Source organism: Pseudomonas sp. B2M1-30, assembly GCF_025447575.1.
Classification (GTDB): Bacteria; Pseudomonadota; Gammaproteobacteria; order Pseudomonadales; family Pseudomonadaceae; genus Aquipseudomonas; species Aquipseudomonas botevensis.
The window spans coordinates 1-18,985 of record NZ_JAOEJT010000019.1 but is presented as its reverse complement, the minus strand read 5'-3'; the positions used below and the strand labels follow the sequence as shown (position 1 = coordinate 18,985).

The 18,985-nt window shown below is 57.3% G+C and carries 21 protein-coding genes, 1 tRNA gene and 3 pseudogenes; 16 read left to right on the top strand and 9 right to left on the bottom strand.

The genetic code is table 11. The annotated features are described in order from the left end of the window. Window positions 1-71: 71 nt before the first annotated feature. From N8H74_RS26480 to N8H74_RS26470, 3 genes are all read right to left on the bottom strand, one after another. Window positions 72-1,280, bottom strand: a complete 1,209-nt coding sequence (locus N8H74_RS26480; RefSeq protein ID WP_262151626.1) for a DSD1 family PLP-dependent enzyme — start codon at window positions 1,278-1,280, stop codon at window positions 72-74. Between the two features lie 74 nt (window positions 1,281-1,354). Then, entirely contained in the window at window positions 1,355-2,683 is a 1,329-nt protein-coding gene (locus tag N8H74_RS26475; RefSeq protein ID WP_262151624.1) for a D-arabinono-1,4-lactone oxidase, read from the bottom strand. A gap of 76 nt (window positions 2,684-2,759) precedes the next feature. Next, a complete protein-coding gene (locus N8H74_RS26470) occupies window positions 2,760-3,122 on the bottom strand; it encodes a c-type cytochrome (protein ID WP_262151527.1) in 363 nt (120 codons plus the stop codon). Between the two features lie 278 nt (window positions 3,123-3,400). Between N8H74_RS26470 and N8H74_RS26465 the strand changes: the two genes are divergently transcribed. Beyond that, window positions 3,401-5,026 (top strand): NADP-dependent glyceraldehyde-3-phosphate dehydrogenase, encoded by a 1,626-nt coding sequence (locus N8H74_RS26465; protein ID WP_217834417.1) that lies wholly within the window; start codon window positions 3,401-3,403, stop codon window positions 5,024-5,026. Window positions 5,027-5,072: 46 nt separating this feature from the next. After that, window positions 5,073-6,113, top strand: a complete 1,041-nt coding sequence (locus N8H74_RS26460; RefSeq protein ID WP_262151622.1) for an FUSC family protein — start codon at window positions 5,073-5,075, stop codon at window positions 6,111-6,113. A 3-nt stretch (window positions 6,114-6,116) separates the two neighbouring features. On the opposite strand, the gene N8H74_RS26455 is transcribed toward N8H74_RS26460, so the two are convergent. Beyond that, window positions 6,117-7,010: a DMT family transporter gene (locus N8H74_RS26455; RefSeq protein ID WP_262151525.1), complete on the bottom strand. Its 894-nt coding sequence runs from the start codon at window positions 7,008-7,010 to the stop codon at window positions 6,117-6,119. A gap of 149 nt (window positions 7,011-7,159) precedes the next feature. On the opposite strand from N8H74_RS26455, the gene N8H74_RS26450 reads away from it, so the two are divergent. After that, complete coding sequence (locus tag N8H74_RS26450) at window positions 7,160-7,597, top strand: Lrp/AsnC family transcriptional regulator (RefSeq protein ID WP_007915449.1); 438 nt, start codon at window positions 7,160-7,162, stop codon at window positions 7,595-7,597. A gap of 57 nt (window positions 7,598-7,654) precedes the next feature. Further along, window positions 7,655-7,981 (top strand): YceK/YidQ family lipoprotein, encoded by a 327-nt coding sequence (locus tag N8H74_RS26445; RefSeq protein WP_217834419.1) that lies wholly within the window; start codon window positions 7,655-7,657, stop codon window positions 7,979-7,981. An 87-nt stretch (window positions 7,982-8,068) separates the two neighbouring features. Here N8H74_RS26445 and N8H74_RS26440 read toward each other — a convergent pair whose 3' ends face one another. Next, on the bottom strand, window positions 8,069-8,740 hold the full coding sequence (locus N8H74_RS26440; protein ID WP_262151523.1) for a Bax inhibitor-1/YccA family protein: 672 nt from the start codon (window positions 8,738-8,740) through the stop codon (window positions 8,069-8,071). A gap of 123 nt (window positions 8,741-8,863) precedes the next feature. On the opposite strand from N8H74_RS26440, the gene N8H74_RS26435 reads away from it, so the two are divergent. The 5 genes and pseudogenes from N8H74_RS26435 (at window position 8,864) to N8H74_RS26415 (ending at window position 10,695) form a co-directional block, all read left to right on the top strand. Then, window positions 8,864-8,951, top strand: a tRNA-Ser gene (locus N8H74_RS26435). A gap of 520 nt (window positions 8,952-9,471) precedes the next feature. Then, entirely contained in the window at window positions 9,472-9,735 is a 264-nt protein-coding gene (locus N8H74_RS26430; RefSeq protein ID WP_347710408.1) for a hypothetical protein, read from the top strand. Continuing rightward, the gene (locus N8H74_RS29360) at window positions 9,617-9,988 is read left to right on the top strand and encodes a YqaJ viral recombinase family protein (RefSeq protein ID WP_347710409.1); all 372 of its coding nucleotides are present in this window, start codon (window positions 9,617-9,619) and stop codon (window positions 9,986-9,988) included. Before N8H74_RS26430 ends, N8H74_RS29360 begins: the two co-directional genes overlap by 119 nt. A gap of 2 nt (window positions 9,989-9,990) precedes the next feature. Next, window positions 9,991-10,234, top strand: a pseudogene (locus tag N8H74_RS26420) (hypothetical protein). Next, window positions 10,231-10,695, top strand: coding sequence for a hypothetical protein (locus N8H74_RS26415; protein WP_262151521.1), 465 nt, complete (start codon window positions 10,231-10,233; stop codon window positions 10,693-10,695). The pseudogene N8H74_RS26420 and the gene N8H74_RS26415 overlap by 4 nt, the downstream one beginning before the upstream one ends. A gap of 117 nt (window positions 10,696-10,812) precedes the next feature. On the opposite strand, the gene N8H74_RS26410 is transcribed toward N8H74_RS26415, so the two are convergent. Further along, window positions 10,813-11,406: a hypothetical protein gene (locus N8H74_RS26410; RefSeq protein ID WP_262151519.1), complete on the bottom strand. Its 594-nt coding sequence runs from the start codon at window positions 11,404-11,406 to the stop codon at window positions 10,813-10,815. Between the two features lie 278 nt (window positions 11,407-11,684). Here N8H74_RS26410 and N8H74_RS26405 point away from each other — a divergent pair, with 278 nt between their 5' ends. Next, on the top strand, window positions 11,685-11,996 hold the full coding sequence (locus N8H74_RS26405; protein ID WP_262151517.1) for a hypothetical protein: 312 nt from the start codon (window positions 11,685-11,687) through the stop codon (window positions 11,994-11,996). A 47-nt stretch (window positions 11,997-12,043) separates the two neighbouring features. Here the strand turns inward: N8H74_RS26405 and N8H74_RS26400 are convergent, their stop codons facing one another. Further along, entirely contained in the window at window positions 12,044-13,045 is a 1,002-nt protein-coding gene (locus N8H74_RS26400) for a hypothetical protein (RefSeq protein ID WP_262151515.1), read from the bottom strand. Window positions 13,046-13,094: 49 nt separating this feature from the next. Here N8H74_RS26400 and N8H74_RS26395 point away from each other — a divergent pair. Then, a pseudogene (locus N8H74_RS26395) lies at window positions 13,095-14,900 on the top strand (DNA cytosine methyltransferase). A 341-nt stretch (window positions 14,901-15,241) separates the two neighbouring features. Here the strand turns inward: N8H74_RS26395 and N8H74_RS26390 are convergent. After that, entirely contained in the window at window positions 15,242-15,850 is a 609-nt protein-coding gene (locus N8H74_RS26390; protein WP_262151513.1) for a hypothetical protein, read from the bottom strand. A 229-nt stretch (window positions 15,851-16,079) separates the two neighbouring features. On the opposite strand from N8H74_RS26390, the gene N8H74_RS26385 reads away from it, so the two are divergent. The 4 genes from N8H74_RS26385 to N8H74_RS26370 all read left to right on the top strand — a co-directional run bounded on the left by N8H74_RS26385 (window position 16,080) and on the right by N8H74_RS26370 (window position 18,116). After that, a complete protein-coding gene (locus N8H74_RS26385; RefSeq protein ID WP_262151511.1) occupies window positions 16,080-16,307 on the top strand; it encodes an HNH endonuclease in 228 nt (75 codons plus the stop codon). Next, window positions 16,280-16,720, top strand: a complete 441-nt coding sequence (locus tag N8H74_RS26380) for a tyrosine-type recombinase/integrase (protein ID WP_262151509.1) — start codon at window positions 16,280-16,282, stop codon at window positions 16,718-16,720. The genes N8H74_RS26385 and N8H74_RS26380 overlap by 28 nt, the downstream gene beginning before the upstream one ends. A 456-nt stretch (window positions 16,721-17,176) precedes the next feature. Continuing rightward, entirely contained in the window at window positions 17,177-17,419 is a 243-nt protein-coding gene (locus tag N8H74_RS26375) for a hypothetical protein (RefSeq protein WP_262151507.1), read from the top strand. 46 nt (window positions 17,420-17,465) lie between these two features. Beyond that, window positions 17,466-18,116 carry a hypothetical protein gene (locus N8H74_RS26370; protein ID WP_262151505.1) on the top strand — a complete coding sequence of 217 codons (651 nt, stop codon included), beginning with the start codon at window positions 17,466-17,468 and terminating at the stop codon, window positions 18,114-18,116. Between the two features lie 162 nt (window positions 18,117-18,278). Here N8H74_RS26370 and N8H74_RS26365 read toward each other — a convergent pair. Continuing rightward, a pseudogene (locus tag N8H74_RS26365) lies at window positions 18,279-18,423 on the bottom strand (phage tail protein); the annotation flags it as partial. A 208-nt stretch (window positions 18,424-18,631) separates the two neighbouring features. On the opposite strand from N8H74_RS26365, the gene N8H74_RS26360 reads away from it, so the two are divergent. Beyond that, a partial coding sequence (locus N8H74_RS26360; RefSeq protein WP_262151503.1) for an aldose 1-epimerase family protein occupies window positions 18,632-18,985 on the top strand: 354 nt, incomplete at its 3' end.

The window sequence follows — 18,985 nt, the reverse complement described above, 5'->3', positions numbered from 1 at the left end:
TAAATTAATATCCGAACGAAATTTCGGCTGACTCTCTCGCGGACCGTCAAAGAGAAATCATTAAATTGAAGTCAGCTATAGACCGGCCAGGTATCAACAATCCTTCCCCCCCGTACCGCCAGCAAGTCGCCGAACTGCAACAGCACGGCCTCGGTCTGGGTCGGCCGCAGGAAGACCTGATCCTCCACGGTCAGCCCCACGGCACTGGAGCCATTGACCATCTCCTGATTCGAACTGCGCCCGTATACGCCATTGCTCTGAAGCCCCGGCGGCGATTCAAACTCAGCCATCCAGTTACCGCCATAGATGAAAAAAGTCTGGCGCTGGTTGGCGTCCCACCACGAAAACAGTTTCGATTTGTCATCCAGCGCCGGAATGTTCACTGCCCCCGTGCTCTTCAGCACCGGGGTCGCGATGTAAGCGGCAGGCTCGTGCTCGACCAGTGACGGCAAGTCGTAATGGGTCGGTTTGAGCATCGCCGTTCCCACCGAAACCTCCGTACTCAGGCGCTCGTTTTCATGCATGCGATAGCTCGGACTGCCTGCGGTGTTCAGGCACAAGTCTTCGCGCCACAACGCCGGAAACTGCTGGCGGGTGAAGTCGACGCAGCGCTGATAAATCACCATCACCTTGGCGAACAATTCTTCAGGCGAGCCGAGAATCCCCGGCACGCCCATGCCCACGAACGGGTCGTAGCCCATAAACCCGGCGAACTCCAGATGCTGTGGGTTGGCGCTGATCAGCGTGAGCATCTGCCCCAGCACATTCAGGTCGCTGACCCCACCGCGATGCAGGCCGACATCCAGCTCGATGTTGATCCGCATCCGCGTGCCCAGGCCCTGCGCGAGCGCCAGGTATTGCTGTAATCGTTCGGGGCCATCGAGCAACCATTGCAGTTGTTTCGACGGATCGAACGGGCCTGTGTGGGTTTGATAAAACAGCTGCGCCGAACGCACCGGCAGCGGTTTGCCGAGCAGGATGTCGGACTGCGGAAACGTCAGCGCATCGTGGTTGAGAAACGGCTGATGAAACGACATCAAGCGCTGCGTCCCGGCGCGTTGGGCGATGTAGCTCAGCAAACCCGGTGCCGGCAGCGACTTTTCCACCAAACGCAGTTGCTTGCCGGTTTTCTTGATCGAGCGCACCACCACGGCGATGTTGTGATCGAGGCGATCCAGATCGATCAGCAACACCGGGCGCATCGGCCCCTTGTCCTTGAGTTCGCGATTCAGCCCACGGAAGTAATCGCTGTACGGCCCGCCGCGATCCCCCGGCCGCAACCATGCACCAACCCCGAACAACAGCGCGCCGACACCCAATGTCCCGAACAGAAAATTGCGTCGATTGACCGCCATCAGCTCACCCCCAGAATCGATGACAGATGTGCATTGAGAAACTTGCCGCTCGGGTCGAGGGCCTGGCGCACCTGAATGAATTCCTGCCAACGCGGGTACAGGGTCTGCAGGGTTCTCGCGTTGAGCGTGTGCAACTTGCCCCAGTGCGGACGACCGTTGTACTTCCAGAAAATCGGCTCGATGGCGGCGAAGAAGTTGTGGTGATCCATCTGGTAATGCTGGTGGACCGAAATCGAGCAACTGTCGCGGCCCTCGAACATGCTCAGGGGAATGTCGTCGGCCTTGACGTAGCGATACTCGATGGGAAACCAGGTGCGCAGGTCCTTGTCCTGAATCAGCTTGAGAATCTCCCGCAGGCAGGCCGGGCCATATTCCGCCGGGACTGAATATTCCATCTCGTTGAAGCGCACGGTGCGCACGTTTGCGTAGACATCGAACGAGTCGCCGACCCGATCCTCGAAGCTCGCCAGCAGCCGCAGACTGTTGAGCAGGTGGCGGCGCAGATCGGGGAAATCACTGCCGTACTTGTCGATCTTTTCGATCAGGGTCACGAACTCGTTGCCGCCCTCCTCTTCAGGGCTGATCGGCGGCGTGGCCGGGTCGTCGGTTTCGTTGAGGGCGATGGACAAGGCGTAGTCGGAATGGGTGACGACAAGCATTTCCCAGTGCTGGTTTTCCGAAGTGTTCTTGTCCAGGTCTTCGAGCAGCTCTTCGGTTTTGGCGATCCACTGGCGCTCGCGCAGACGATAGGCCGGGCGGTTTTGCAGGCGGATTTTGCTGGCGACTCCGAGCGCCCCGAGGGACACCCGCGCGGCATTGAACACGTCGGGATGGCGCTGGCTGTCGCAGTCGAGCACGTCACCGTTGGCGGTCACCAGTTGCAGACCGCAGACGTGCGCCGAGTAGGACTGGAAGGTCTTGCCGGTGCCGTGGGTCGAGGTGGAAATCGCACCGGCGAGGGTCTGGTAGTCGATGTCGGCCATGTTCGGCAGGGCCTGTCCGATGTCCTTGAGCGGCACGCCCATACGCGACATCGGGGTGCCGGCGGCGAACTCCGCTTGCAGGGTTTTCGGATCGTGATCGAGCAGCCCGCTGAAGTAACTGAGGGACAGCAACGTGCCGTCGGTGGGCACCAGGGCGCTGAAGGAGTGCGCCGAGCCGACCGGGCGCACCTTGCCCGGCGCCTGGCGGATCACGCTGGTCAACTCGTCAAGATTCTTCGGCGCGAGCCGTGCGGCGGGCTGGCAACTCTGCCCGCCCGACCAGTTGCGCCAGGGAATCAGCCGGGGCGCGCGCAACAACTGGCCCAACGCCGGAGTCGCCGCCAGCGCGCTGAACGCCCCGACAATGCTTGCCCGCTGCAACAGCTGCCGGCGTGTCAGATCTATCGGCATGCCAGGATCCTTATTGTGGGAGGGGCTGGTCGGCCATGAAGCCGATCAACTGGAGGAACTGTTCTTCCGAGCACTCCACGCACTGGCCCATCGGCGGCATGCCGTTGTAGCCGTTGATGGCGTGGTCGAGCAGCGTGTCGGTGCCCTGCCGCACCCGTGGCTCCCAGGCCTTGCGGTCACCGGTGAGCGGCGCGTTCGCGGCGGGGTTGGCGTGGCAGAGCTGGCAACTGTTGGCGTAGATCTGCGCCAGGGCCAGGTCGGAGGGTGTGGCGCTGCTGGCGACGCCGTTGGCGGCTGGGGATTTGGCCTCATCGCCGCAGCCGGGCAGCGCCATCGACAGCGCCAGCAGTAAAGTGAACGGGAATGCCCGCATAACGATCCTCGCGTGGGATACCGCTTATTGTTGTGATCACACCTTAAGGCAGGCGCGCCAGCGGGTTGAGGGCAATGCGGGACAGTGAGGGGGGCTTCGGGGGCCAGTGGAGGTCCTTCGAACGGCCACAATGGTTTTCATCCGCCCCTCAGCGCTCTGTTCCGCGCCTCCGGGTGACATTCGCGTGACATTTGCCGGGTTAAATTCCAGCGCATTCAGGCGTATAACCTGTACAGACTTTCCAATCTGCACGCCGACATCACACACGGGGTAGCGACATGACCACAGCAAACATCCTTGGCAACCTGTTCCCTTCTGTCAGCGACATCCCGGAAAAATACCGCCTCGACGGCCAGATCGAACAACGCGACTACCTGGTCGACGGCCAGTTGCGCCGCTGGGACGGCCCGCTCGCCACGGTGCGCAGCCCGGTCTACCTTCAGGGTGAAAACGGCGAAGAACAGGTCATCCTCGGCAGCACCCCGCTGCTGGATGCCGACACTGCCCTCACCGCGCTCGACGCCGCCGTGCGCGCCTACGACCGCGGTCAGGGTCTGTGGCCGACCATGCGCGTGGCCGAGCGCATTCAACACGTCGAAGCGTTCCTCGGACGCATGCGCCAGCAGCGCGACGCCGTGGTGAAACTGCTGATGTGGGAAATCGGCAAGAACCTCAAGGACTCGGAAAAAGAGTTCGACCGCACCTGCGACTACATCGTCGACACCATCAATGCCCTGAAAGAACTGGACCGCCGCTCCAGCCGCTTCGAGCTGGAACAGGACACCCTCGGGCAGATCCGCCGCGTTCCCCTCGGCGTGGCGCTGTGCATGGGGCCTTACAACTACCCGCTGAACGAAACCTTCACCACACTGATCCCGGCGCTGATCATGGGCAACACCGTGGTGTTCAAACCGGCCAAGCTCGGGGTGTTGCTGATTCGCCCGTTGCTCGAAGCCTTCCGCGACAGCTTCCCGACCGGTGTGATCAACGTGATCTACGGCAGCGGCCGCGAAACCGTCAGTGCGCTGATGGCCAGCGGCAAGATCGACATCTTCGCCTTCATCGGCACCAACAAGGCCGCCAGTGACCTGAAAAAACTGCACCCGAAACCGCACCGCCTGCGCGCCGCCCTAGGACTGGACGCGAAGAACCCCGGCATCGTCCTGCCCGAGGTGGACCTGGACAACGCGGTCAGCGAAGCGGTCACCGGCTCGCTGTCGTTCAACGGCCAGCGCTGCACGGCGCTGAAAATCCTTTTCGTGCATGAGGATGTGGTCGACAGTTTCATCGAGAAATTCAACGCCAGACTGGCCGCGCTCAAACCCGGCATGCCGTGGGACAGCGGCGTGGCGCTGACGCCGCTGCCGGAGTCAGGCAAGGTCGACTACCTGCACGGCCTGGTCGATGACGCCGTGAGCAAAGGCGCGGAAGTGGTCAACCCGAATGGCGGCGAATCCCGCGCATCGTTCTTCTACCCGGCGCTGCTGTACCCGGTCACGCCGCAGATGCGCGTGTACCAGGAAGAGCAGTTCGGCCCGGTGGTGCCGATCGTGCCGTACCGTCACCTCGATACCGTGATCGATTACGTGCTGGAGTCGGATTTCGGCCAGCAACTGAGCATCTTCGGCACCAATCCGGTGGCGGTCGGCCGGCTGGTCGACACCTTTGCCAACCAGGTCGGGCGGATCAACCTCAACGCCCAGTGCCAGCGCGGCCCGGACACCTACCCGTTCAACGGCCGCAAGAACTCCGCCGAGGGCACGCTGTCGGTACACGATGCATTGCGGGTGTTTTCGATCCGCACCCTGGTGGCGACCAAGTTCCAGGACAGCAACAAGGATCTGATCAGCGAAATCATTCGCGGCCGGGATTCGAACTTCATCGCCACCGACTACATCTTCTGAGGAGAAACCGCCCCTGAGTACCTTCAGCCCCCACCGCTGGCCACCACTGTTGCGGCGGATTTTGCGCCCGCTGCTGGACCCGTACCGCCGCTACCGGCATGCCCGGCTGATCCACGCGGTGCGGGTGGCGCTGGGGTTGCTGGCGACGATCCTGCTGACCACCGGCATCAACCTGCCCCATGGTGAATGGGCCTCGGTGACCATGCTGGTGGTGATCGGCGGTCTGCAACACCACGGCAACATCGGCAAGAAGGCTGCCGAACGCGCTATCGGCACCTTGATCGGCGCCGGTGTCGGACTGCTTCTGGTGGCGCAGCAGGCATGGCTCGGCCTGCCATGGCTGACCTATTTCGCGATGGCGTTGGTCTGCGGATTTTTCTCGTACCACGCCATCGGCAAGGGCGGCTACACCGCCCTGCTTTCGGCGATCACCGTGTTCATCGTCGCCGGCCATGGCGACAACCCGATCACCGACGGTTTGTGGCGCGGGGTCGATATCCTGATCGGCATCGCCCTGGCCCTGGCCTTCTCTTTCGCCCTGCCACTGTACGCGGTGTATTCGTGGCGCTACAACCTGGCCGATGCGCTACGCGACTGCGCCACGTTGTATGGACGAATCATCAGCGGCCAAGCGGTTGCCGCCGATGAACACCTGAAACTGATGGGCCGCTTGAACGCCATGCTGGTGCAATTGCGCTCGCTGATGCCGTCGGTGTCCAAGGAAGTGAAGGTGTCGATGACCGAACTCGACGCGATCCAGCGCAACTTGCGGATGTGCGTCAGCACCCTGGAAATCCTCGGCAACACCCGTCCGGATGGCAACGACCCGGAAGCCATGGCCCACCTGCAATCGGCGCTGAACGCCGAACACCGGCAGATCCGCGTGCAACTGATCGGCATGGCCCGCGCCTTGAAATCCGGAGCGACCCAGCGTCTGGGACGCCCCATGGAATTGCCGGATGCCGGTCTCGATGCACCGGTCTACAGCGCCCTCGACGGTTATCGTTTGCTGACCCGGCAACTGGCGGCGAACATCGGCGAGATGCGCCAGCGCCTGGCAAAAACCGCGCCGCGCTGGAACATCTGAGGTTTACGAAGTCGCCAGCCGCCGCGACTTCACCCCCCACCCCTGCTGCATGCCGGCGGCCGCCAGCAGAATCGCCGCCACCCCGACCCATTGCAGGGTTTGCAGTTGATGGCCGAAGGCGAACCAGTCGACGAAAATCGCTGCAATCGGGTAAATGAACGACAGCGCGCCGGTCAATGCAGTCGGCAGTTTCTGGATCGCACCGTACAGCAACACGTACATCAGACCGGTGTGAATGATGCCCAGCGTCACCAGACTGGCCCAGGCACTCGGCGCTTGCGGCAGCGCGGAAAAGTGCGCAAACGGCGCGAGCATCAACACCCCGGTGCAGACCTGGATCAACGCAATCAGGTGCGGCGGCGTGCCGGTCAGGCGCTTGATAATCAGCGCGGCAATGGCATACAAAAACGCCGCGCCGAGGGCCAATGCAATACCTGTCAGATAATCATTGCCAGCCTCGCCGTGCCCGCCATGGGCGCTGACTATCGCCAGCATGCCGAGGAAGGAAACTGCCAGCCAGAACAGTTTCTGCAAGGTGATTTTCTCGCCGAGAAACAGCGCCGCCAGTCCGACCAGCATGAACGGCTGCACGTTGTACACCGCCGTGCCGATGGCAATCGAGGCCCGGGAATACGAGGCGAACAGCAGCACCCAGTTGCCGACAATCGCCATGCCACTGAGCACCGCGAGCAGGAACGTGGTGCGGGTCAGAATGCCCGGACGCAGAAAGCCGAACGCAGCGCAGATCAGCAGCAACGTGCCGGCGCCGAATACGCAGCGCCAGAACACCACGTCGAGCACCGGTTGCCCGGACACCAGCACGAACCAGCCGATCGTCCCGGATATCAGCATGGCGGCGGTCATTTCCAATGAACCGCGACGGATGGGGTTGTCCATGATCGATCTCCTCTGGCTGTGGCAAAACTGTGGCAAAAGTATGCCAAGTGGGTGCCAGCCTTCTCCAGCGCAAAAAGCAGGCTAAACTCGCCATCTGCCTTTTTTATCGAGGGTGGTTTCGATCAATTGCCTAATACGGGAGTTGCAGCATGACCGACGACATCGACCAGATCCTCATCAGCGCACTGATGGAGGACTCCCGGCGCTCGCTCAAGGCCCTGGCGCAGATCAGCGGCTTGTCCTCACCGAGCGTGGCCGAACGCCTGCGCCGCCTGGAAGAACGCGGCGTGCTCAAGGGCTACACCGTGGAGATCGATCCGAAATGCTTCGGTTATCAATTGCAGGCCATCGTCCGGGTGCGGCCGCTACCGGGGCAATTGCAGGAAGTGGAACGACAGATCCTGTCGATCCCGGAGTTTACCGAGTGCGACAAGGTCACCGGCGAAGACTGCTTCATAGCCCGCCTGCACGTGCGCTCGATGGAGCAACTGGACACCCTGCTCGATCGCCTCAACACTCTCGCCGAGACCAATACCGCGATCGTCAAGAAAACCCCGGTCAAGCGCCGCCTGCCGCCGATGGCGTGAGTGCTTTTCCGGCAGGTTCGGCGTAGATTGAGGTTTTTCCGGCGAAGGATTGGCGGTATGAAAACTCAGGCAATGATGCTGGCGGCGTTGATGCTCGCCGGCTGCGGGACGGTGCAGACGGTGGCGTTGAGCGACAAGAAGGCTTCCGAGCAGTTGAAGGCGAAGAAAACCTACTGCGGCGCCGTACCGCGCATCTATAGCGGCGTGACCTTCGACTTCTGCATGTTGCATGCGGAACGGCCGGACGACGTCGATGCCTACACCTACAACAATGCACCGCTGGGCATTGCCATCGATGCCGTCGCCTCAGGCGCCCTCGACACCTTGCTCCTGCCCTACACGATCTACAAACAACACGCCGATGGCAGCATTGAGATCAATTGATCGATTGCCGGCATCCGCCCCGCTTGCCATTTCGCAGGCAACAAAAAACCCGCCTAAGCGGGTTTTTTGTTGCTATCGATAATGCGATCAGTCGTCGCGGCCCATGATGCCGAACAGTTGCAGCAGGCTGACGAACAGGTTGTAGATCGATACATACAGGCTGATGGTCGCCATCATGTAGTTGCGCTCGCCGCCGTGGATGATCGCGCTGGTCTGGAACAGAATGCAGACCGACGAGAACAGTACGAAACCAGCACTGATCGCCAGTTGCAGGCCGCTGATCTGGAAGAAGAAGCTCGCCAGCGTCGCGCCCAGCAGCACGAAGAAACCAGCGGTGATGAAGCCACCGAGGAAGCTCATGTCCTTGCGGGTAATCAGCACATAGGCCGACAGACCACCGAACACCAGCGCGGTCATCGCGAATGCCGAGCTGACCACTTCAGCGCCGCCCTGCATGTGCAGGTAACGGTTGAGGATCGGGCCGAGCAGGAAACCCATGAAACCGGTCAGCGCAAACGCCGACACCAGGCCCCACGCGGAATCACGGAGTTTGTTGGTGAGGAAGAAAAGACCGTAGAAGCCGATCAGCACCACGAAAATGTTCGGGTAGCCAACACGCATCTGCTGCGCCACGAAAGCCATGACGCCGCTGAATGCAAGCGTCAGCGCCAGTAGGCCGTAAGTGTTGCGCAGGACGCGGCTAACCTCTAGCTGCTCAGCCTGCACGCTGTTATTAACTGCGTAATCCTGTTCGCGCATGGCGACACTCCTGTTGGTTTGAAACGTTCAGTGGCAAAGATCATAACAGACGCTCTGTAACAAGCCATGCAGAGAGTTTGACAGTGTGTTTCATTCAGGTATTATGGCGCCCGCAACGCAAACGGAGGTGTGGCCGAGTGGTTTAAGGCAACGGTCTTGAAAACCGTCGACTGTAACAGGTCCATGAGTTCGAATCCCATCGCCTCCGCCATATTTGATACGACAGAGCCCTGATTGTTCAGGGCTTTGTCGTTTCTGGGGGTCTGAAAATTCTGCGACCATCAGGACGCGTTCCATAACTATTCTGGACGTACTCCATAACCCAGCAGTCCCCCCTTCTGGCATTCTGCCAACGAACATAATCCCACCTGCTACTGCTCCAAATTCGCAGCCCTCTTGGCTGTCACGAAGCAGCCGGATATCGAAACCACGCCGTAGCTTGGGTGGTTCTCAAGCCAAAAACAGCGTGCGGCGATTGGCTCTGAAGTGCCACGAAGCGCCCAAGAGCATGGCTACAACCGTTAATACCGACTTTTACCGACATGATTGGAACGAACAGCGACCTGTCTCAGACCGAGGCACAGCGTAGTGAGAGCGGAACTCCGAGGCACTGAAAAGTGGCACGCGGATCGATCCGGCCGAATCACTGCCAGCAGGTTCAAGGACGCGATGGCCTGGGGTAAGCCTGACAAGCATGGAAAGCGCGAGCCGATGGGGCGCGCACCTCATACATGCGCGAACTCTGCTTCGAGCGACTCGCCAAAAAGTCCAAACACAACGTCAGTAGCGCTTCCATGAAGTGGGGCCACAGCGAAGAGCAGAAGGCTCAGGACGCTTACGAGATGTTGACCGGCAATATCGTCGTCCCGTCAGTTCATCGTTCACCCGAAGTACGACTGGCTCGACTGCTCGCCAGACGGCCTGATCAACGACGACGGCGGCACCGAGTCGAAGTGCCCCTTCAACGAAGCGATTTACGTCAGAACATGGCTTGAGGGCATGCCCGAGGAACACATACCTCAGGTCCAAGGCTGCATGTTCGTCACCCGGCGCAAGTGGTGGGACTTTCTGTCTTTCGATTCTCGCCAAGATGAAGAGTGCCAGCTCTACGTCGAAACCATCCACCGCGACGAGGAATACATCGCCAACCTGCACAAGGAGCTAGTCCAGTTCAACCTGGAGCTTGGCCGGATGGTTGATGAGGTCGCGGACAAAGCACGGGCGCAGGCCCATAGATTGGGAGCTTGAGCATGATCAGCAACCACCTCAATCTGGTCGAGCAGCACCGGCCAGACGCTGAGTCGATCTCTGAACGAGTCGCCCAGTACCTGGCCGCCGACGGGCAGATCGACCAACTGAAAAGTCCGCCGCGCAATCCGCTGCCACCTCCCCCGCTCGAAGAAAATAGACCCCGAAACGGTACTGAAGCGGCGACCCAAACCGATTTCAGCCGCCGACCGAAAAGCGCTGCGCAAGATGGCGGACTCGCTATGAAATCGAAACGCAAACCCAACAACGGTTTCGCCCTGGCCGAACGCAGTTGCCGGGCACTGCTCAGCACCAACCACGTTGCGGTGGTGAACATCGACCCCAGCGGCTCCCAGATCATGGTGAACTGGAAGAACTGCAAGCAGATCCGCAGCCTGGCGATCGCCAATGCCCTCTTCGACTTCTCCTACCACTGGACCATCTACATCGCCGCCATGTGTCGCGACGAGCGCGGCGGTGAGTACATCAAGTCGGTGGAGATCTCGCCGGAGGGTATGTACAAGGTCGAGCGCCTGACTGACGCGATCGAGCATTACTACCTGGAGCTGCGCAACAGCGCGAACCCGAACCACATGGTTGCTTCTGGTTGGATCACAGTACCGGCGGACATCACGCTCAACGAGAGCGCCGCCGCGAAACTGTTCAACGCCGCCGGTGCCTGGCATCAGGTGAAGGTCGCAGCGTGAGACGAACCATCAATCGGGCGGCCACGCGCCGCCGGCGGACCTTGTTGGTTCTGCTGGCCAGCGGAATTGAAGATCCGCCAAGCGATACGCTTTACTCCTACAACCTTCCGATTGAGTTCAAGCTTTATCAAGCACCATATAAATCGGAGCCACTTCACCTGGCATGAGAATCAGCCAGCTCTCTCCATCGACTAGACGAATATGATGAGCGTTCAACAGGCTCGTTATCTTCATCAACCACGAAGGCGCTTGCTCAAGAAGATCGGTGTACCTATGTGCATCTCCGTAGGGGTTCTCACTGTGCATGAACGCTCCACACTCGTCATAAAGCGTCTCAAATTGTTCGCGAGTTAAAAAACCTTCCTCCAAGCCGACGAAATTCAAGCGCTCAGGGGCCTCCTCCACTTTTTCGAATTTCAAAGGATCTGGATAAAATTCCGCATTGAGACTCTCAATTTTTTTTAAAAATCTTTTAGCATGCCACTCTGTCGAGTGGTCGTTCCTAGCAGCCGAGTAAATTTTAAAGTTAGCGACTAAGGACGCATAAGCGATGAGCTCTAATATCTTTCTGAACTGTAGATAAACCGTCTCTGCGTTGATGTTCACAAACCCCAAGCTAACGTTTTCTTCCAAAATTAAGCGTATAGCGGAAACCCTATTCTGGATCTCCTGCATCAATCCGCAGTACTGCTTCACGCTCGAATCACTCATTGCTCGCCACTCGTTTAGACAAGCCCTTTACATACCCTAACCCAAATCAGATTGCCACCATCGATCACGAAGAGCGGCGCCTGACTGGAGAAATCCATGAGCCACGATTGCGCATACGTTCAGCAGCACTAGATGCCCACCAAGATCATCCGACGCGGCGATGTCCGCGAGAACAACAGTTTTCCGAGCCTAAGTGAGGCGATTGATCAACCGTGCGGCCACGCGCCGCCGGCAGACCTGGCTGGACTTGCCCGCCAGCGGAATTGAAGAGGTAGGCCATGGCCAAGAGCAACGCGGAACGCTCAGAGAAAGCCTCGGAGAAGAGAAAGAGTCGCGGCGAAGTGGAGATTCGGTTTCACACGCTGTCCGCTACGCGGCAAGCCCTTGCTGACCTGATGGCGTGGAGCGGCATCAAGGAACCCGGCGAGGCAATGACGCTGATGATTCACCACCTGCACGGCCTTGGCCCGGGCGGCGCTCTTCCTCTGCTAACCCCACCGCGACACGAATATGTAATTTCAGAAAACGTGTCGCGAAAACTGAAGTTAGCTTATCAAAGCGAAGAGCTTCGTAACCATGTCGAGGAATAATTATCGTCTTGCAAAAGAAATCAGACTACTAGCCATTCCATGATGCTTCACCTCTGTCTCGGATAATTTCCACTACGAATGTCCGTCAACATACTAGCAAAAACGCTGTACTCCGGATCATTTCCAACGCTATTAACTACAAACAACAAATCCGCTTCAGCTTCTTGCTTTCTTCCAGTCGCAGCATATGCATTCGCCCTTAAAATATAAGGAGCGTAGTACTCAGGAACTCCCTCAATCATTCGGGTGCACGAAGCGATTACTGCATTCCATTCAGCCTTCCTCTCAAGCTCTTGAGCTTGTGGAAGCCAACCAACCAAATGATTAGATGTTTTGATATTTGATCCAGTTATAACAATCTGAACGCCTTTAAATGAATATCTTGTGTACGTAACCACCTCTGAATCCATTCCGGTAACTTTATGTACTTCAGCATTCCTAGGTGGCTCATCCGCGTTTTCCAGCGCTTGCTGCAAATTTTGCAGAGTACGCAACGCGTTCTCAATTTTCGCCATAGCCACCCATGCGCCTTCCAGCACGGCGACATCGAATTTTTCACGATTAGCGATAACGTGAAATGTCAATGCAAAATCATCTACTGCGTTTCTCACTAAGAAAAGCTGATGGTACATCTTTGAATCAATCCCGCGACTTGACACCATCTCTTTCAAATATTGTTGACGGAGCGAGAACTCAAATTGCATACCACTAACTAAGTCAGGCAAATTGCCATTTGCTGTTATTGCCTCCAGAGCGTTTTTTGCAGCTATCGCAGTATGCTCAACAACATTTACCACTCTAATCATCGCCTCAACACGCTCCTGCGCCTCAGTTGTTTTCCGCAACCGTGACTCACGACCAGCGATCCATACCGCAGCCAATATTGCGGCTATCGAGCCAAATGCCTGAACCCAACTAGCCAACTCATTTGAGTTTAGGCTAACCAACCTAAAAAAAAGAACCAGAACAAAAAAAACTGCTAAGCCAAGAATAATGTTTTGAGCTGAAACTATAGGTTTAAACAGACTCTTTCCGTAGTCATTTAGCATAACCACCTCCTTCACTTGTTTTGTGAAATATACATGGCGAGGATCCCCTATGTCCGCACAACAGAAATTGCCTCAGTTCATCCATGGCCAGCCGAGCATGGGCCTGCCGTTCGAAAAGGAACTGGTGGTCGACCTGTTCGCCGGCGGTGACGGCGCCAGCACCGGCATCGCTCGGGCATACCGGGAGCCGGACGTGGCGGTAAACCACAACCCGATTGCCTTGGCCGTGCATCGCGCCAATCACCCGAAAACAGCGCACTACGTCGCCGACGTGTACGAAGTCGATCCGCTGGAGGCTACTGGCGGCCAGCCCGTTGCCATTATCTGGGCGTCTCCGGATTGCCGGCATCACAGCAAGGAAAAGGGTGGCGCTCCGCGCGATCGAGGTGTGCGCGGGCTGGCGTGGGTGGTTATCCGCTGGCTGTACGTCACGAAGTCGCGCTTGCTCTTCCTGGAGAACGTCGAAGAGTTCTGCGAATGGGGCCCGATCAACGAAGAAGGCCAGCCAATCAAAGAAGAGCGCGGCCGCACCCTCAAGGCCTTCATTTCCGCGATCAGCACCGGCCTACCTGCCGACCACCCAGATATGCCGGAGATTTTGCAGTCCATTGGCGAGTTCGTGCCTATGGAGGCTCTGGTACGCGGTCTGGGCTACAACGTCGAATGGCGCGAACGTATCGCGGCGAACGTCGGTACTCCGACCATCCGCAAGCGTCTGTACCTGGTAGCGCGCAGCGACGGGAAACCGATCGTCTGGCCGGTACAGAAGCGCCACAAAAATCCAACAGGCAAACAGCAGCCGTGGCGCACGGCCGCGGAGTGCATTGACTGGAACAACGTCGGGCGCACGATCTTCCGCGAGCGGCCGATGGCCAAAAACACAATGCGCCGAGTGGCCAAAGGCCTCTGGCGGCACGTTCTGACCAGCGCCAAACCGTTCATTGTTCCGATGCGTGGCACGTCCGAACAGCACACCAGCACCCATGGCGTCGACGGGCCACTGTCGACAATCAGTGCCGGCGGCACGCATCACGCGCTTGTTCAGCCAGTGGAGGCGCCGTTCCTGACCGAATGCGCGAACGGTTCGTCGCAGCGCAATTTCAGCGTTGAAGAGCCTCTGCGCACACAAGTCGCCCAGGTGAAAGGCGGCCACTTCGCAATGGCGGCCGCGAACATGGTCACCTTGCGCAAGGGATCTGTGGGCGCCGACATGACTGAGCCTCTTGGCGTGGTCGCTACCAGTACCGGGCACCATGCGGTTTCGACCGCGTTCTTCGAGCAGGCCAATGGCGGCTTCTCCAAAGGCGACGGTCGATCGGCGTATGACCCGGTTTCAACCATTTGCCAGTCCGGATCAAATCAGCGGTTGGTGAACGCATACCTGGTGAAGTACTACGGATCTGTGAAAGGTGGTGTTTCGCTAACTGAGCCGATGCCGGCGCTGCCGACCAAGGATCGGGTGGCCGTGGTTGAGACGATTCAGGTACCGGACACGCTGACGCCAGAGCAGATGGAGGGCGCGCGCCGTTGTGCTGCGCTCATGCACGAATACCTGCCGGAACACTTCAAAGATCCCGCAGACCTGGTGCTGGTCGGTGGCTACGTGTTGGTGGACATCACGCTGCGCATGCTGCAACCGCCCGAGCTGAAAGCTGCCCAGGGCTTCGACAAGGACTACATCATTGATCGCGGCTTGTTCGTCGATGCGGTAACTGGCGAGGAACAGTGGCGCGACATCTAGAAGGTCGACCAGGTGCGACTGATCGGCAACAGCGTCTGTCCGGACGAAGCCGAAGCACTGGTCGCCGCCAACGCCGCCGATATCATTGAGCTCTACCAGAGGCTAGCGGCTTGAAACCAATCGCCAGCGTTCAGTGCCTGGCGTGATAAATGGCGGGTAGTGGCCCAACGCTCGCTGGTCCCTAAGCCACTGTCTCATCTGCTCGACGTCGAATTCGTAAGCGTTTCTCCATTTGATAGCCAAGACACTTCCGTCGATGTCATATCGACTGCATTCAACGCAATCAACGGATCGGCCACCCAGATCCAGCGGCCAAGTCTGGGCTATGGCCCCGCATATGTAGCACTCCATATCCACCTCCAATGACTGATCGCTGAACTGTAGCTCATCCCTCACCACCCTCCACCCATGGTGTGGCTTGACCAGCACCGCTTGATGTTCGAGCGGAAGCTTGTTTATTCTTCTTTAACTTGAATAAAAGAAATTTGTGCAATTCTTTTTATAGCCGACGTAACATCCACCCTCATCCGATACCTATCGGCCCTAACTACCCCCTCTCCATACTTGTACCTAAGAGAGAAGTCATACGAGCCATCTTCCCTTGGAAGTCCAAATTTAAAATCAATTGACCCGCTATTCTCTAAAGCCAAGAACCTATGAATAACTCTGTTAACTAGGAGAATTTCTAAATCCTCTGCGAGACCTCCGAGATTTCGAATATTCATCGAAACATTCAAATTTTCGCTAGCTGACGGCACAACCGCTTGTAATTTAAAATTCGGAAGCAAAGCAATATTTCTTTGCTCTCTTTCAAACAAGACTTTATCCAACTCAACCTCCAGCTGCCTCCCTGCAATACCCACCATCTCTCTCTGCTGATCAACTGAGAGTCTGAGCTCTTTGGCTTGCAACTGTAGTGCTTCCGAACTTAACCTCAGTTCACGTCCTTGTTGCAAATAACCTAGTATCAGCCACAAAAATGCCACCGGCCCAAAAACACCGGCAGCGAGATCCCCTATTTCATTTAGCTTTAGAACTATCAGCTCATCAAATCTTGCACCCATGATAGTTAGAGCTCCGCCAACGTAGAGAGCCGTAAGATGAGCCGCCCACCACTCCAAACCCCGGCTGCACCACCATTTTGCTTGGCCACGCCAGTATGCCCGAATGCGATTCAATGACTTCTTCCTAATAAATTTTGGAAGCCACCTTAACAAAAAATCACGTTACTAACCTCAACGCGCAGGAACCCCTCCCCCTTCAAAGTCAGCCGCTATAGCGGCAAGGATACCTATGCGCCTGAAGAAAGCTGAGCGCGAGCAAGTTCGCCTGAAATACGGCGGGCACTGCGCCTACTGCGGCGTGCTTTTGGGCGAGAAGTGGCACGCCGATCACTTCGAAGCAGTGCGTCGCGGCACCAGCCCTCGCTGGGAAGGAAACGCAGAGCGCCCGGAGAACCACAACCTGGAAAACATGATGCCCGCCTGCGTACCATGCAACCTCAGCAAGGCGCATATCTGACTGTTCAGCAAAACAAGACGCAGAAGAAGCTTCGAATCCAGCTAACGACTGGCGGGGAATCAAACAGCCTGGGCAAGCTGATCACGGCAATCACTGAACGAAACGCCCAGCACGTTTCGAGTTACCTGATCATCAACCGGAGCGGTAAACGCATGACGGCCACGATACTGAGGAAACGCTGGGACGCGGCGCGGGAAAAGGCAAAACAGGATGCTCTTGAACAAGGTGACGAACTGTTGGCCAACCGTATCGGCGAATTTCAGTTCCGCGATATACGCCCGAAAGCCGCGTCGGAAATCAGCGATATCGGCGATATCGGCGATGCAAGTCTGCTTCTGGGTCACACGAAAGGCGACATCACCGAGCGGGTTTATCGACGCGTCGGGGCCATCGCGAAGCCGTCGAAACAGTGAAAAGATGCGTTCCAGAACTCGCAGCGCACCCCTTGTAGAACACGGTCTGTAGCGGTGCTGAAAAATGAAAGTAATGGAACGGAAAATCGCTACAAGCCGCAGCCTGATTACGTCGTTGTATCGGTCTTGAAAACCGTCGAATGTAACAGGTCCATGAGTTCGAATCCCATCGCCTCCGCCATCTTTAGTACGACAAAGCCCTGATTATTCAGGGCTTTGTCGTTTTTGGCGTACAGCAAATGTTTCGCTATCCTAAATGCCAATAACTCTCAACTGGTTCCGAGGCAAAGGTATTCCTCTGCTATAGCGGTCCAATTGGATTTCTGGCCGACCACCCTCCATCGCCAGGGTACACCCCGGAATAGGACGCCCCATGCCCACAGAAAAAGAATGGTCGAGCCATTGCCGAGCTTGGTGACCGGCGCCGCGCTCAATGCGTCGATCTGAAACGACTTCGTGACTCGCATGCGACATGACTGTGTGGGCAAAAATGGCCCCGACCATTGCACCGCCAACGCTGTCGTCATCAAGCAGGCGAAGCGGATCGTGTACGGCATCAATACCGACTACAGCGACAACCACGTCTTTATCAAGCACTGTAACGATGGTGAGTATTTAACGCCAAAAGAGTTCGGGGCTGAAAAAGATCGCGAAGGTCGCGCGGGATTGGGGATCCGGAATGGATTAGATCAGTACTAGAGCAGCATCAAGAAATCAGATCGCAATTGAATAAAAAGGACTTTTCATGAAAATTCTCGTGGCGCTCCTGCTGGCTGTTTTGGTGACAGGAGCTGGATGGTTTGGTTGGACTCAGTATAAGAGCAGCGAGGAGAGAATCCTCGCCATCGAAACAGTTCAAGTATCTGTCGATTTAACAGAGCGCCAACTGAAGGCCCGCAAAGAAAGCGAGATCACAGTCGGGGAGTACTTCAAGAGTAGTGCGGCAGCAATAGAGCAGTTGGATGCTGGCATTTCCAATCTTGAAGCACACAAATGGCAGTACCACCGTTCTGATCGAGATGTGGCGGTCAACTTCTTGGAGCAATGCAAGGTCATCGTCTGGTCCGACCAGGCTGAGACTCGCCTACTGATGGACAAGAGTAACGCCAAGAAGCAAGTAGATCAGGCGCAAAGAGAAGTCGAAGAGGCCGAAACCCCTGAGGCGATTGACTGGAGACTGAAACAATACAATCGTGCCAATGATGAGCTAATTGCGGTTATGCAAAAGCAAATCGAAGCCGTCAAACACAGCGTAGAGAAGATTAAGCAACTCATCGCGGCTGATGACTCGGTGAAGCTGGCATTCGGTAACGATCAAGGATTTACGGAAACTACGATCGCGGCGATGAAAAAATACATTGCGTCAGAACAGCCCAAGGAAGCTGACAACGGCTAGATTAATCATCGCATCAAGGCCCGCCATAGAGCGGGTTTTTTATTGCTCATCAGAAAATATATTCCATTGGTATTGGCGACAAATAATGCCATAGGTATTTTTCTCTCATCGCAGCGACGCACAGCCACTGCGAAGTGCCTTAGCCCCCTCACGCTTGTATCAGTCAGCGCAGACCTGCCAGCAGTCCCAGGCCCCGTGAATGGGCGCTTGAGCAGCGGCACCTCCCGGATGGCATCACCGTCCGCCAAACGCCCTCGGGCCAGCTCAGGATGCGCCACGGCAGCGCGGTTGCTTCACACATGGCCAGACTCACCCGCTACAAGGCCAGGGCCTACCAGCGTCGCTAGTTGATTGATCGCCAGTGGGTGCTCATCAAGAACCGAGGCCAGTGCCCGCTTCCGGGTTGTCCAAAATCCTTCTTGGCAATACCTGCATGCGCCGTGTCGCCTTTTAAGCTTGCTGAAACGTTTCATCAAGTTTATAAAAAGCGCACAACTCCAATAAAGGCTGCTGCCATGACCCCGCTCAAACTCGTTGTTGCCCTCAGCGCATTGTTCGCTGGCTCCCACGCCATGGCCTGGGATTACGTTCTGCTCGACACCGACAAAGCCGCACAAAACTGGCAGATCACCAGCCAGCAACTCGGCATAAAGACCGACAAACCCTTCAGCGTTACCCTGCGCACCTTGCATGGTGGTCGGCAGGAGGGCGTCAGCATCGTTGATATCGATAACGGCACGATGAAACTCTCGGTTGTGCCGACACGGGGAATGAACGTCTTGCAGGCCTCGATCGGCAATGTGCGCATGGGCTGGGATTCCCCGGTCAAGGAAGTGGTCAATCCGTCCTTCATCGAACTCAATGGTCGC

What these genes read in the sequence shown, in the direction of transcription:
- N8H74_RS26370 (WP_262151505.1), top strand. Translation starts at nt 17,466, where the DNA reads ATGAAAATTCTCGTGGCGCTCCTGCTGGCTGTTTTGGTGACAGGAGCT.
- N8H74_RS26470 (WP_262151527.1), bottom strand. Translation starts at nt 3,122, where the DNA reads ATGCGGGCATTCCCGTTCACTTTACTGCTGGCGCTGTCGATGGCGCTG.
- N8H74_RS26440 (WP_262151523.1), bottom strand. Translation starts at nt 8,740, where the DNA reads ATGCGCGAACAGGATTACGCAGTTAATAACAGCGTGCAGGCTGAGCAG.
- N8H74_RS26380 (WP_262151509.1), top strand. Translation starts at nt 16,280, where the DNA reads ATGCAACCTCAGCAAGGCGCATATCTGACTGTTCAGCAAAACAAGACG.
- N8H74_RS26385 (WP_262151511.1), top strand. Translation starts at nt 16,080, where the DNA reads ATGCGCCTGAAGAAAGCTGAGCGCGAGCAAGTTCGCCTGAAATACGGC.
- N8H74_RS26450 (WP_007915449.1), top strand. Translation starts at nt 7,160, where the DNA reads ATGACCGACGACATCGACCAGATCCTCATCAGCGCACTGATGGAGGAC.
- N8H74_RS26390 (WP_262151513.1), bottom strand. Translation starts at nt 15,850, where the DNA reads ATGGGTGCAAGATTTGATGAGCTGATAGTTCTAAAGCTAAATGAAATA.
- N8H74_RS26445 (WP_217834419.1), top strand. Translation starts at nt 7,655, where the DNA reads ATGAAAACTCAGGCAATGATGCTGGCGGCGTTGATGCTCGCCGGCTGC.
- N8H74_RS26405 (WP_262151517.1), top strand. Translation starts at nt 11,685, where the DNA reads ATGGCCAAGAGCAACGCGGAACGCTCAGAGAAAGCCTCGGAGAAGAGA.
- N8H74_RS26465 (WP_217834417.1), top strand. Translation starts at nt 3,401, where the DNA reads ATGACCACAGCAAACATCCTTGGCAACCTGTTCCCTTCTGTCAGCGAC.
- N8H74_RS26400 (WP_262151515.1), bottom strand. Translation starts at nt 13,045, where the DNA reads ATGCTAAATGACTACGGAAAGAGTCTGTTTAAACCTATAGTTTCAGCT.
- N8H74_RS26455 (WP_262151525.1), bottom strand. Translation starts at nt 7,010, where the DNA reads ATGGACAACCCCATCCGTCGCGGTTCATTGGAAATGACCGCCGCCATG.
- N8H74_RS26410 (WP_262151519.1), bottom strand. Translation starts at nt 11,406, where the DNA reads ATGAGTGATTCGAGCGTGAAGCAGTACTGCGGATTGATGCAGGAGATC.
- N8H74_RS26430 (WP_347710408.1), top strand. Translation starts at nt 9,472, where the DNA reads ATGCGCGAACTCTGCTTCGAGCGACTCGCCAAAAAGTCCAAACACAAC.
- N8H74_RS26415 (WP_262151521.1), top strand. Translation starts at nt 10,231, where the DNA reads ATGAAATCGAAACGCAAACCCAACAACGGTTTCGCCCTGGCCGAACGC.